Genomic DNA, 12,723 nt, shown 5'->3' on the forward strand with positions numbered 1-12,723 from the left:
CAATTTAGCTATGTTTTGCTTACGCAGAACATGGCTAAATTACGCTGTCCCTTTAGCGCGTTCATTAGGAAATGGCATATTTAGTATAGAAGCAATATACTGTTTTCCATGCATTCGAGCTAATGATTCTAATATTTGGCGAACACGTTTTGTAAGATGACCTTGTTTTTTGATGGCTTCACAATATGCGTCATAGAAGGCATATTTAGCCCAAAGGAAATCATCTTGTTGGAATAAGAAATGATTTTTGTACCATTCACCAATTGTATGATAACAATTGTTTTCATGTATTGCTGTGCTTTGAGAAAGAAAACGATCAGATAAAGATACATTCAAATGAGAAATTGTGTTTTCTGTTTCAACTTGTAGTGTTTTTTCTAACATTGTAATGATGTGACGAGTAGCCATATGTTAACTCTCCTTTGTGTAAATGGGTAATACCATTCTATATTTAAAAAATTCTTACTATATAATACTATACAATATATGGAATGCATCTACCTGCTTTTTGAACTGCATTTACAAAATCTTTTTTATTTGTTTACAAAAATAAAGTAAGATACAGTATAGATGAAAAAATAATAAAGGAATGAACGCATTGTATATAACAGTAGAAGAGACTGCGGAGTATTTGAATTTACCAAAATCGTATATTGAAGAGTTAATTCAGCAAAAGAAAATTCGTGCGCTATTCGATGGAGAGCAATATTTAGTAAATAAAGAACAATTTAATACACATTTAGAGCAAATGGAGAAATATAAGCAATTAGTGGAAGAAATATTGAACGAACCAATTCCAGAAGATATGGATGTTAAAGACGAAGATTAAACTATGGAAAATCCCTTATGAAGATATGCAGAAATGTATATTCATAAGGGATTTTTTGTTTGAAGATATCAAAAACATAAGGAGTTCTTAGCCTTTCCTCAAATTTTGATAGGTAGTAGTCTACCATGTTAAAAGCATATTTTTTTCTAGCTAGGACAAACATAGAGAACGTAACCTGTACAGATACATATACTATCAGTGCAAAAGCTTATAAATTAATGGAAGGGGTTTTCTCGTGAGTTTATTTCATTGTGATTTTCTGAAAGACTTAATTGGATCTTTTGTGAGAGTAAACAGGGGTGGTCCAGAATCTCAAAAAGGGACAATAGTCGCTGTATGTTCGGATTACTTTGTATTAAAGAATGAAAAAGGAGAGCTCTATTACTATCAGATTCGTCATCTGAAAAGTATTACAAAAAATGCGAAAGATTGTAAAGCAGATGATTGCAGATGGTTGGAATGTGAATGTGAAGATGACTTTGAAAAGTTACTTCAAAGCTTCAAATATTGCTGGGTGAAAATTAATCGTGGTGGCCCAGAGAAAGTTGAAGGTATTTTACAAGATGTTTCTTGTGAATTTGTGACACTAATTGTAAAAGAAGAAGTTATATTAGTTGCAGTATCTCATATTAAGAGTGTAACAGTACCTTGTAGAGAGAGCGAAGAAAGCGAAAGTGAAAGCGAAAGTGAAAGTAATAATTCAGGTCGAGCTCGCGCACAAAGACAGTCAAGAAGAGGAAGATAATAAGAAAGGAGGATATAAATTTGGAAAGTATATTATGCTGTGAACAAATTAAAGGCTTAGTCGGTGAGACTGTAAAAGTAAATCTTCGTGGACCAGAGAGTCGAGTGGGGGTACTTGTATCGTTAGGAAGAGATTACCTTACATTACAACTTCCTCTTGGTGAATTAGTATATTACCAATTGAAACATGTGAAAAGTCTAGTTAAGAAAGTGAAAGAAAGTAAATGTGGCGACGGCTATGTTTCATGTTTCTGCTCTGATGATGATACTTTTGTCGATGTATTATGTGACTTGAAGTATAAGTGGGTAAAGATTAATCGTGGCGGCCCAGAGTGTGTAGAAGGCTTATTAAGTGAAGTGCATGAAGAATGTATTACGCTAGTAAACGGTGATGAAGTTATTTATATCATTAATTATCATATTAAGAGTGTAAGTCAAGTAGTGAAATGTAAAAAGAATGAAGATGAATAATGTTTAATAAATAAGAGGGGCATTATGAGGGAAAGAGAAGAACAATTTCTTATTTCGATAGTATGAAAAGGAATTACTTACTATTAAGACAGAACATTGCCCTGATTATTTTTTTGAAACGAAAGATAGGAAAGCTGAAATTCATAGGAAGGAGGATATAGATGAATGAGTTAAACAAAAGTATTGGGGAAAATATATATGTTAAATTAATCGGTGAAAAAAGGTTTAAAGGTATATTAATAGACGTAGGAAATGACATTATTGTTCTTTACAATGGACAAGACTATGTATATATATCTTTATATCATGTACAATACTATAAATTTTTAAGACCACATGACGAAGACATACTAAAACCAGATGTTGATTCTGTAATTAAGAGGGAATCCCCTTCAATTTCTTTGAGAAAAGTATTAAGTACTTCTAAAGGGATTTTTACAGAAGTTTATGTAGCAGGAAATGCTCCAATACATGGTTATGTTACAAGTGTGATGAACGACTATATTGTTTTTTATAGTCCGGTTTATAAAACGGTATATATATCTTTAAAGCATTTAAAATGGTTAATTCCGTATAAAGAAAACCAAGTACCGTATGCCCTCAATAAAAATGAACTCCCCGTAAATCCGTTAAATATTACATTAGCTAGAACATTTGAAGAGCAGCTTATTAAAATGACTGGGAAAATTATGGTGTTTGATTTAGGTGAGGAGTCCAATAAAATTGGAAAAATGGCGAAAATTGATGAAGGTCATATTGAAATATCAAAAGCACGTGATGCAAAAATGTATGTGAATATTCAACATGTAAAATCCGTCCATTGTCCGTAGATTAGTTGGAAGGGCTGACTTTTTCTTTTATATGCAGAAGAAAAGGTCGAGCCTATTTGTTTTAGTTTAATTTGAAGATGAGGGGAAAAATGAATTGAATATAAACATAGTATAGTGTGATTTTTTAAAAGGTAACTTTGCACTAACTTATAAAAATTGTGTACGAGCTATCTTTTTATGTATTCAATTTATTTTTTGAGGAGGAGTTGCTCAACTAATTTATTAAAGGGGTTTTGTTCGTGGAGCAGTTTCCGAATTCGTTATCAATTACATTGCTTGGTAGTGCTGGTGGAGCAGCAAAAGCAGTTTTAGCAATTTTAAATCAAGCGATAGCAAATGAAAAAGATCCAATTTATGAAGTATTAAAGAATGCCAAATTTCATTTAGTGGATATAAAACAAAAAGATAGGACTTATTATGATGAGTTGTTTTCGAATTTGAAAGGTCAATTATATTTATATGAGATAAACCTTCAAAATGTAGTGGAATTTAAACAACATTTAAAAGAAAAAAGTACGAGTGTTGTGATTGATGTTTCAGGGGCAGATACAATTAGAGTATTAAGCTGCTGTAATGAATTAGGAATTTGTTATATTAATTCAGCCTTGGAAAATGAAGCAGTAGATCAGGACGACAGCTTAATCGGCTTTCAGCTTACGGAAAGATATACAAGGTTTGAGAAGGAGAAAGAGAAATTTACAAATACAAAAGCGATTATAGGTTCAGGTATGAATCCAGGTGTTGTTCAATGGATGGTTGTTGAGCTTATGAAGGAACGACCAAATGAAAGGCCAAGAGCATGTTATATTGTAGAACATGACACGTCGTTTTTGCATGATACAGCACTTATAAAGCCACATACACTTTATGCTTCATGGGCAGTAGAGCGATTTTTAGATGAAGCAATCTGGAGTTATCCGATGTATATGAGTCATCATCGTCCTCTTTACTTTTATGAAGATGTATATGCTTCAGAGTATAAAGTGAAGTTAGGAGAAAAAGAATTCTATGGTTGTTTAATGCCACATGAGGAAGTATTAATTTTAGGGAAAAACTTCAATATGGAAGTTGGTTTTCTTTACCGAATTAATGAGTATACAACAAATATAATTAGACAGAACTTAGATCAAGTAGAAGATTTATGGAACTGGAATCGTAAAGTGTTTAATCCAGCGGAAGAAGAGGTTGCTGGAGAGGACTTGGTCGGTGTGTTACTCGTTTATGAAAATAGTGAGACATATATGTATAATGTAATGAATAGTAGCCAAGTTTTTCGTAAATATAAAACGAATGCAACGTATTTTCAGGTAGGGTGCGGGATTTATGCGGGCTTGTCTAGTTTACTTTTAGATCAATTTGAACAAGGTGCTTATTACGTCGAGGAGTTGTTATTAAATACAGAAAGTAAGTACGGTGAGTATTTAAATTTATATATGAAGGATTTTGTAATAGGGCATAATAATTTTACTGATGGATTGTTACATGATAGGGTAAGTTGGATATAAGTTGTTACTAAAAGGAAGGAGAGATCTCCTTCCTTTTAGTATTATAAGGTTAAATATTGCCCTGAAAGCAATTTCATACTTATACTTTAAGGAGATAACAATGAAAGTTTTTTGTATCGATCAAGGGGAGTTTTTATATGAACAAATACAAGAGCTTGATTTATGAAGAAAGAAGAGCCTTAAAGGTATTTATATTATTATTTTATATTATATTCTTTTTATATGACGCTATATATTATTTTGTATATCCTGCTATGAATATTAGTGGAACAGCGGTAGGGTGGCCAGAAGGTAGTCTTGGGATAGGTGTGCCTATATTTGTAATAGCATTATTTCCTATTTCTATATATCTTCAAAAAAGAGGGTATGTATATTCTGTAAAATATTTATTTTTATTTGGATACATGTTTATCAATCTTGTTAATAATTTAATGATTTATTTGCGAACGGATAGACCTTTTGAACATGGTAGTATGGTAGAAATGTTGTTAATTTTATTTGCCCCAGTTTTCGTGAATAGAAAATACTTTTATTTAGTTTCCTTTAGTGTAATTGGAAAGTACGTATTTTTCACATTGCTATTACAAGATTTAAAAGTGATAATTCCACTTGTTTTATGTGTATTTTATTTCATTATTTCACATTCTTTATTAAAACGATTTCAATCTTATGTAAGAACAGTGGTTGAAATGATGAACAATATGAAAGAGACGGAAAATTTAGCTGTGATTGGGACTATGTCTACAACAATTGCCCATGAAATTCGAAATCCACTAACAGCGTTAAAAGGGTTTACGCAAATGCAAAAAGAAAGAAATCCAACTGATACGATGAGCTACGACATTATGCTACAAGAAATTGAAAGGGTTAATGGATTTGTTAGTGAATTGATGTTGTTAGGGAAACCAAAGCCAACAAATTATGAAAGGTGTAATATACGAGACACCCTTCTATATGTTGTGCATCTAATGGAAAGTTATGCAACGCAATATAGAGTTAAATGTAATTTACAAGTAGATGGAAATTTACCGGCTATAAACGGTGATGATAAGCAATTAAAACAAGTGTTATTAAATATCATTAAAAATGGAATAGAATCAATGCCAGAGGGTGGAGAAATTCATATCCGTGCATATCAAAAAACGCAAGGACATTTGTGTATTTCTGTTGAAGACCAAGGATGCGGTATAGAGAATGAGAAGTTAGAAAAAATCGGCAAGGCGTTTTACACAACAAAGGAGAATGGTACAGGACTTGGATTAATGATTACATATAAAATTATTAAGGAACATCAAGGGAGTATCACGATCCAAAGTAGTCTAGGAGTAGGAACGAAAGTAGAAATTTTTCTGCCGACCGTTTAATGTATTTGAGAAAAGATTTTTCAGAAAAGTGTTCTTGTTGTGTAAATATAAACATTTTATAAAATGTTTCAAGAAGGGTTTTTTTTATAAAATACTTCGTTTATAATGGAGGAAAATATCGACATGAGATTGATTGCTCATGTAACGGTTCAGTAGTGTTATGAAAAGATAAGAAGGGGTGCACGCGCATCCTTTTTTCTATGCAGATATTATGAAAGAGGTGGTATGATGGAATTAACATTAAATTCGACTGTATGTTTACACACGATTCAATTTCGAAAAGAGCAAAAGAATTATACTGTAAAAGACACAATTACAGGAGAAAAATATGAAATGCCGCCACTTTGGATTGATGCATTGGCAATGATGCGTGACGGTTTTTTATTGGGGGAAATTGAGGAGAAATTAAAAGAAGAGTATCCATCCGAAGAAGTGAATATGTTAGCATTCACGAAGCAACTGTTAGAACTAGAACTTGTTGAAATGGTAGATGGGGAAGAAATAGCTTGTACAAAGAAGAAAGAGAAGGATTATTTAGCTTGGTTACGTCCTCATGTTGAGCAATTCTTTCTTAATTTAAATAAAAAAAATAGAAGCAAAGGTCAATGATGATCTTTGCTTTTTTGTATAGTTTGTTTAAAAAATTACAGCAAATGCCCTTGCAAAAGCACCGTCGCTATCTTTAATTTTTAAAGGTGCTGCTGAGAAGAAGAAACGTTTCGTGTGAATGGCATCTAAGTTTGTTAAGTTTTCGATTAAATAAATATTATTCCCAAGTAGTATGTGATGAATTGGTGATGTTTCTGTCGTTACCTCATCAGGAGAAATAAAATCTAAACCGACAGATTTTACTTTTAATTGTACTAGTTCCTCGGCTAATTCTTCAGAAAGATAAAAAGCTTCTTTCTCATACGCCTCTGTGTTCCATTTAGTAGATAGATTGGAATGGAAAATAACAATATCTCCTTCTTTTATATCAGCATCGTGCAGTACTTCTTTAGGTAGTTTTCGTTCTTGTACGTGAGTTACATCAATAATAACAGCTTCACCTACAAATTGATCCAGCGGTAATTGATCGATGGTCGTTGCGCCTGAAATAAAATGCGCAGGAGCATCACAATGCGTGCCAACATGAACGACAGAATGAAAATCTGTAACTTGATAGCCTGATTCTTCAACACTTGTAACAGCTTCTAGTTGTATTTTAGGTGTTCCAGGAAATTGAGACATATTATTTTCAAATGTTTGTGATAAATCAATTACTTTCATTTTACATACCTCCAATATATGTTTTTCAAATAATAAAAAGCTCATCCTTCAGTATCAAGAAAGATGAGCTTTACATGCTAGTTGAGTTTTATCTTCCAAAATGCAATGCATTTTGCAGGAATTAGCACCTATTCAGTTCGTATAAACTGAGGTTGCTGGGCTTCAAAGGGCCGGTCCCTCTGCCTCTCTTGATAAAGAAGTATTCAGTTTTAAAATCTTAATTTTCTGATAGTTAAATTGTAATTCATTTCCTTTTTGTGTGCAATAGAAAATAGGTATTCACCCAAATAAAGCCGCTCGCATATTGTAGCTTATGTAAATAGAATGCTGCGAAGGAGTGAGTGCAGTGACAGGAAATGTATTGAATTATTATGCTGGTGGTAATACAGCTAGGGGATTTCACAATTTATACGAAGAGAATTTAAAAGGATTAGACAGGTTATTTATCTTAAAGGGTGGCCCGGGAACGGGAAAATCTTCTTTAATAAAGGCAATAGGTCGTGAATGGGTTGGAAAAGGATATGATATTGAATTTTTACATTGTTCTTCTGACAATAAATCGGTTGATGGTGTAATTATCCCACAATTAAAAGTAGGAATTGTTGATGGGACATCACCGCATGTTATTGAGCCAAAAATGCCAGGAGTTGTTGAAGAGTATATAAATTTAGGAATTGCTTGGGACTCAGATAAACTAAGAAAGCAGAAGTTAGAAATTGAAAGATTTGTTTCAGAAGCAAGCAAAGCTTTTCAGTCTGCTTACGCACGTTTTAAAGAGGCATTGGTTATACATGATGAGTGGGAGAAGATATATATTGATAATATAGATTTTAATAAAGCAAATGAACTAACCGATCAGCTAATCCAGAAATTATTTGCAGATAAAAGCGGGAGACAATCGCTTGTAAAACATCGTTTTTTAGGAGCTGCAACACCGAAAGGAGCAGTTGACTTTGTTCCTAATTTAACAGAAGGGTTACCACATCGTTATTTTATAAAAGGGCGCCCAGGCTCTGGAAAATCAACGATGCTCAAAAAGTTAGCTAAGGCAGCTGAAGAAAAAGGATTTGAAGTTGAAGTATATCATTGCGGATTTGACCCGCATAGTCTTGATATGGTTATCGTAAGAGAATTAGGCTTTGCAATTTTTGATAGCACCGCACCGCATGAATATTTTCCAAGTCGTGAGGGTGATGAAATTATTGATATGTATGCCCTTATTGTTACGCCAGGGACTGATGAGAAATATGCGAAGGAAATTCGTGATGTTTCCATTCAGTATAAAGCAAAAATGAATGAGGCAATGTCTTTCTTAGCGAAAGCAAAATCGGTTCGTGATAAATTAGAACGAATTTATATTGCTGCTATGGATTTTTCAATAGTAGATGCATATAAAGAGGAGATTCAAAAAGAGTTTGAACGAATTGCTGCTACTGTAATTGAAAAGCAACAATAGAAGTTTTATTAGGCTGTCAGTAATTTCTGACAGTTTTTTTAGTATGTAGTAAAATTAATAGTGTATTGTCGAATTTCCAAGGAAATAATCAAAAAATGGAGATGTTATGAAATGAGAGAGAAAATCGAGTTGGAGTTAGAAAGAATTGAAAAAGAGAATGATGTGAAAATTTTATTTGCGGTGGAATCAGGGAGTCGTGCTTGGGGGTTTCCATCGAAAGATAGCGATTATGATGTTAGGTTTGTTTATATACATCCGGTAGAATGGTATTTATCAATTCATGACAAACGAGATGTAATTGAATATCCAATTAGTGATGATTTAGATATAAGTGGTTGGGATATTAAAAAGGCGTTGCAACTATTCGCGAAGTCGAACCCAGCTTTACTTGAGTGGATTCGATCACCAATTTTTTATTCGAAAAACTCTAATTTTCCAGAACTACTTCAACAGATGAGTGAGAAGAATTTTGATCCAAAAGCAACGATATATCATTATTTACATATGGCGTCGAAAAATTATCGTGAATTTTTGCAAGGTGAGAATGTAAAGCTGAAAAAGTACTTTTATGTATTACGTCCTATTTTAGCTTGTAAGTGGCTAGAAGAGAAAGCAACTTTACCACCTGTAGAATTTGATCGATTGATTACAGAATTACCATTAGAAAGTAGTGTATTAGATGAGATTGAAAAGTTGTTAATAAAGAAAAAAGCAGGTACTGAATTAGATGTTGGATTGAAAATTAAGGTGCTAAATCAATTTTTAGAAGAACAAATTCATTACTATGGGCAATATGTAAAAGGAATTGAAAAGGGATCAGGGATCGATATTGAAATTTTAAATACACTATTTCGAGACATGTTGTTTGGAGCATATGAAAAAGAGCACAAGTAAGTTTGTGCTCTTTTTATTTTGTAGGAATGAAGAAAACAGATATAGCTGCGATAAGACCTGCAAAGGAGAATAAGTAAAAATTCCATGCTAAGTCATATTGCATTGTCATAATAATACCGATGAGAATAGGGCCAGCAATTGCACCAACTCGGCCAAGTCCCAGTCCCCAGCCTAAGGAGGTAGCTCGGATATGTGATGGGAAGTATTGTGTTACATATGCATTTAATATTTGAGTAATACCGACCGATCCAATACCAGCAAGGCCAATTAAAAGATAAATGATTGTAACAGATGGCTTGATTGTTAATAGTCCGATACATATGGCTGCCATAAGATAAGAGATGCTAATAACAATTTTTGCGCCTATACGATCAGCAATTGCTCCAGTAAATAACGCACCAACAGCTGCGGTAATATTTAGCATAAGTAGAAAAGACAGACTAGATCCAAGAGGATATCCCGCCTGGCGCATCATCTGTGGTAACCAAGTATTTAAACCGTATATTAAAAACATTCCCATTATATAAGTGATCCAAAAAAGTAGCGTTGCTTTTATGTATTCTTTTGAGAATAAAGTAAAAAATCCATTTTTCTTTCGTATAGTAGATGGAGCTTGATGAGTTTTATTTTTTACATGAAATTTAATTTGAAAACGATTAAGAATTTGTTTCACTTCTTCTTGGCGATTACGTGATAATAAAAATTGAATGGACTCAGGTAAATAGCGAATAATGAAAGGAATGAGGAGTAGTGGAATCATTCCGATACCAAACATAATTCTCCATCCGAAATCTTCTAACATAAACATAGACAAAATAGCACCTAATACGATACCTAAAGGATAGCCAGTAAACATAAGAGCATAAATAAAAGATTGCCTTTTTTTTGGTGAATATTCAACAGTAAGTGCTGAAGCCGTTGGGATAACACCGCCTAATCCGATTCCTCCTATAAATCGAGATAATCCAAATAACTCAGGAGAAGAAGCGATAGCAGCTAAACCCATTGTGATAGAAAAAAGTGCTAAACAGCATATAAGCGTCCATTTACGCCCAATTAGATCTGTAATCGTTCCAACTAGAATAGCCCCAATAAACATCCCAAATAAAGCATAGCTTGCAATTGTACCAGCGTGCGCTGGTGATAGCGCCCAGCTTTTGTCTTCTAGGAGCTTTGGTAGAACGGCACCGTAAATACCTAAATCATATCCATCAGCTAAAATGGCTAGCCAACAAATAAAAACAACAAGTTTTGTAATAGAGCTTGAAAAGATAGTTTCTGTAGATTCTAGATGAGGTGGAGCTGAAGGTTGCATAATATTCACCCCTTTTAATTCGTAGATGAATATATTATTTTATTTAATGTTAATATTTCCCTCCCTGTGTCGAAATTTATCTGAAAAGATTTTATAACAAATAAAGAAGTTCAACAGTAATTCTGTTGAACTTCTTTATTTGTTTACTCATTATCAACTCGTTTTAACGGTTGATCTGCTGGGCCTTCAAGAACGTCTCCCTCAATTGAAAAACGAGAACCATGGCAAGGACAATCCCAAGTACAATCACCATTATTCCATTCAACTTCACAGCCGAGATGTGTACAAGTTGTATCGACGATATGTAATTTTCCTTCTTTGTCCTTATAAGCACCTGCTCGTTTACCGTTAACATGTACGACAGATCCTTCACCAACTTCGAGATCTTCTGGCTTACGTAATGCGGTTTCAATCTTTCCTTCAATTAAATGTTTCGCAACATCAATGTTTTGGGAGAGGAACGTTTTTATATCTGGATTTGCATGGAAGCGTGATGGTGCATACAGTTCTTTATAGGGACTGTGGACTTTTAGGATGGAGTCCTTCAGTAGGTGAGCGGCAGCAGTTCCAGTTGTCATGCCCCATTTGCGATATCCAGTTGCAACAAATATATTTGGATTTCTTTCGTTAATATGTCCGATATAAGGAAGCTTATCTAGAGTGATTAAATCTTGTGCTGACCATCTATAAGGAACTTCGTCTATTCCAAAAGTTGCTTCAGCAAAAGAATAAAGTGCTTCATAATGAAGCATCGTATTTATTCCTTGTCCTGTTTTATGACTCTCTCCGCCAATCAAAATTAATTTTTCTCCATTGTTTGTTATATAGCGTAAGGAGCGCTTTGGATCATCAATACTTAAATACATGCCACCTGGATAATCCGTTTTTGCTTTTATTGCAAGAGCGTAGGAGCGTTCTGCGTACATTCGCGTAAAGAAAAAGCTATTCGCATCATAAAAAGGAAAATGTGAACAAGAGACGACATATTCACAAGTGATATGATGGCCCTCTTTTGTAATTATTTGTGGATGATCTCCCTTTTCCACATCCATAGCTGTTGTTTGTTCGTAGAGCTTTCCGCCCATCTCCACAAACTTTTCTAAAAGTGTTTTTAAATAAAGAAGGGGATGGAATTGTGCTTGATTTTTCATTATAAGCGCAGATTGTACTGGAATAGGAATCGATAGAGATTGAACATAGTCACAAGGTATATTTAATTTTTGATAAGCTTCATATTCTTTCGATAAATTTCTTAATCCGTTATCGGTAGTTGTATATAAATATGAATCTTCATTTGAGAAATTACAGTCGATTTTATATGTTTGAACAGTTTCATTTATGAATTGTAGAGCCTGATTATTTGATTCATAGTAAAGCCCGGCCTTTTCTACACCGAAATGGTTTATTAATTCATCATAAATAAGATCATGTTGTGCTGTTACTTTCGCTGTTGTATGCCCAGTCGTTCCGTTTAAAATACGACCAGAATCAATTAAAACAACATCGATGCCTTCTTTTGCAAGTAAATAGGCAGTAGTAATACCTGTAATACCAGCACCGATAATAGCAACTTTCGTCTTTATATTTTCGGATAAACGAGGGAAAGTAGGAAGCTGAGTAGATTCAATCCAATAAGATAGCGGCAGTTGTGGAAATGTATCACTTGTCATTGCGGAAACCTCCTGATTTTAGAACAATTTTCCTTTTAATATTTCCATATTATATGAAATTTATGTGTGTTGTTTTAGAAGTAGTCTATTTTTATTAAAAGAGGTTATAAATTATTTTAATATAATTAATTAGGTGGGGCATTATGAAGTAGTAGGATTTATATAAAACTAAATTCAAGTGATTCTGTTTGTTGATTACATAGGGAGTTATTGAATGAGATAGAGTCTATGACGTTTAAGAAAATGTCTATATAGATTGGGTAAATCCTTATGGAATATATACATTTTCTTTAGTGAAATAAAGTATGATTATAAAAATATAACCACCTTTTATTACTAGGTCATAAAAGGTGTTGACAATATAGAAATTCTATTG

General features: G+C 33.4%; 13 protein-coding genes and 1 riboswitch. Of the genes, 9 read left to right on the top strand and 4 right to left on the bottom strand.

Annotated features, from left to right (window positions below):
• Window positions 1-39: 39 nt before the first annotated feature.
• A complete protein-coding gene (locus NST86_RS01980) occupies window positions 40-408 on the bottom strand; it encodes a hypothetical protein (RefSeq protein WP_000235475.1) in 369 nt (122 codons plus the stop codon).
• A 181-nt stretch (window positions 409-589) separates the two neighbouring features.
• Between NST86_RS01980 and NST86_RS01985 the strand changes: the two genes are divergently transcribed.
• The 7 genes from NST86_RS01985 (at window position 590) to NST86_RS02015 (ending at window position 6,352) form a co-directional block, all read left to right on the top strand.
• Window positions 590-829, top strand: coding sequence for a helix-turn-helix domain-containing protein (locus tag NST86_RS01985; protein WP_001998970.1), 240 nt, complete (start codon window positions 590-592; stop codon window positions 827-829).
• A 235-nt stretch (window positions 830-1,064) separates the two neighbouring features.
• A complete protein-coding gene (locus tag NST86_RS01990; protein WP_000051534.1) occupies window positions 1,065-1,574 on the top strand; it encodes a hypothetical protein in 510 nt (169 codons plus the stop codon).
• A 20-nt stretch (window positions 1,575-1,594) separates the two neighbouring features.
• Entirely contained in the window at window positions 1,595-2,044 is a 450-nt protein-coding gene (locus tag NST86_RS01995) for a hypothetical protein (protein ID WP_000443835.1), read from the top strand.
• 161 nt (window positions 2,045-2,205) lie between these two features.
• Entirely contained in the window at window positions 2,206-2,874 is a 669-nt protein-coding gene (locus tag NST86_RS02000; RefSeq protein ID WP_001004268.1) for a hypothetical protein, read from the top strand.
• Between the two features lie 239 nt (window positions 2,875-3,113).
• Complete coding sequence (locus tag NST86_RS02005) at window positions 3,114-4,379, top strand: hypothetical protein (protein WP_000434721.1); 1,266 nt, start codon at window positions 3,114-3,116, stop codon at window positions 4,377-4,379.
• A 137-nt stretch (window positions 4,380-4,516) separates the two neighbouring features.
• Window positions 4,517-5,743: an ATP-binding protein gene (locus tag NST86_RS02010; protein WP_001046106.1), complete on the top strand. Its 1,227-nt coding sequence runs from the start codon at window positions 4,517-4,519 to the stop codon at window positions 5,741-5,743.
• Between the two features lie 228 nt (window positions 5,744-5,971).
• Window positions 5,972-6,352, top strand: coding sequence for a hypothetical protein (locus tag NST86_RS02015; protein WP_000424119.1), 381 nt, complete (start codon window positions 5,972-5,974; stop codon window positions 6,350-6,352).
• Window positions 6,353-6,379: 27 nt separating this feature from the next.
• Here the strand turns inward: NST86_RS02015 and NST86_RS02020 are convergent, their stop codons facing one another.
• On the bottom strand, window positions 6,380-7,012 hold the full coding sequence (locus NST86_RS02020; protein ID WP_000862975.1) for a cyclase family protein: 633 nt from the start codon (window positions 7,010-7,012) through the stop codon (window positions 6,380-6,382).
• A gap of 85 nt (window positions 7,013-7,097) precedes the next feature.
• Window positions 7,098-7,210: riboswitch (SAM riboswitch) on the bottom strand.
• A 148-nt stretch (window positions 7,211-7,358) separates the two neighbouring features.
• On the opposite strand from NST86_RS02020, the gene NST86_RS02025 reads away from it, so the two are divergent.
• Both NST86_RS02025 and NST86_RS02030 read left to right on the top strand, forming a co-directional pair.
• Window positions 7,359-8,468: a PRK06851 family protein gene (locus tag NST86_RS02025; RefSeq protein ID WP_000147485.1), complete on the top strand. Its 1,110-nt coding sequence runs from the start codon at window positions 7,359-7,361 to the stop codon at window positions 8,466-8,468.
• A 111-nt stretch (window positions 8,469-8,579) separates the two neighbouring features.
• Window positions 8,580-9,362 (top strand): nucleotidyltransferase domain-containing protein, encoded by a 783-nt coding sequence (locus NST86_RS02030; RefSeq protein WP_016117095.1) that lies wholly within the window; start codon window positions 8,580-8,582, stop codon window positions 9,360-9,362.
• Window positions 9,363-9,375: 13 nt separating this feature from the next.
• On the opposite strand, the gene NST86_RS02035 is transcribed toward NST86_RS02030, so the two are convergent.
• Both NST86_RS02035 and NST86_RS02040 read right to left on the bottom strand, forming a co-directional pair.
• Complete coding sequence (locus NST86_RS02035; protein WP_340933043.1) at window positions 9,376-10,677, bottom strand: MFS transporter; 1,302 nt, start codon at window positions 10,675-10,677, stop codon at window positions 9,376-9,378.
• 143 nt (window positions 10,678-10,820) lie between these two features.
• The gene (locus NST86_RS02040; RefSeq protein ID WP_000199992.1) at window positions 10,821-12,347 is read right to left on the bottom strand and encodes an FAD-dependent oxidoreductase; all 1,527 of its coding nucleotides are present in this window, start codon (window positions 12,345-12,347) and stop codon (window positions 10,821-10,823) included.
• Window positions 12,348-12,723 lie beyond the last annotated feature (376 nt).

The sequence above is a fragment of the Bacillus sp. FSL L8-0199 genome (assembly GCF_038005705.1).
Lineage (GTDB): Bacteria > Bacillota > Bacilli > Bacillales > Bacillaceae_G > Bacillus_A > Bacillus_A cereus.

What these genes read in the sequence shown, in the direction of transcription:
- NST86_RS01980 (WP_000235475.1), bottom strand. Translation starts at nt 408, where the DNA reads ATGGCTACTCGTCACATCATTACAATGTTAGAAAAAACACTACAAGTT.
- NST86_RS01985 (WP_001998970.1), top strand. Translation starts at nt 590, where the DNA reads ATGAACGCATTGTATATAACAGTAGAAGAGACTGCGGAGTATTTGAAT.
- NST86_RS02000 (WP_001004268.1), top strand. Translation starts at nt 2,206, where the DNA reads ATGAATGAGTTAAACAAAAGTATTGGGGAAAATATATATGTTAAATTA.
- NST86_RS02010 (WP_001046106.1), top strand. Translation starts at nt 4,517, where the DNA reads ATGAACAAATACAAGAGCTTGATTTATGAAGAAAGAAGAGCCTTAAAG.
- NST86_RS02015 (WP_000424119.1), top strand. Translation starts at nt 5,972, where the DNA reads ATGGAATTAACATTAAATTCGACTGTATGTTTACACACGATTCAATTT.
- NST86_RS02020 (WP_000862975.1), bottom strand. Translation starts at nt 7,012, where the DNA reads ATGAAAGTAATTGATTTATCACAAACATTTGAAAATAATATGTCTCAA.
- NST86_RS02030 (WP_016117095.1), top strand. Translation starts at nt 8,580, where the DNA reads ATGAGAGAGAAAATCGAGTTGGAGTTAGAAAGAATTGAAAAAGAGAAT.
- NST86_RS02035 (WP_340933043.1), bottom strand. Translation starts at nt 10,677, where the DNA reads ATGCAACCTTCAGCTCCACCTCATCTAGAATCTACAGAAACTATCTTT.
- NST86_RS02040 (WP_000199992.1), bottom strand. Translation starts at nt 12,347, where the DNA reads ATGACAAGTGATACATTTCCACAACTGCCGCTATCTTATTGGATTGAA.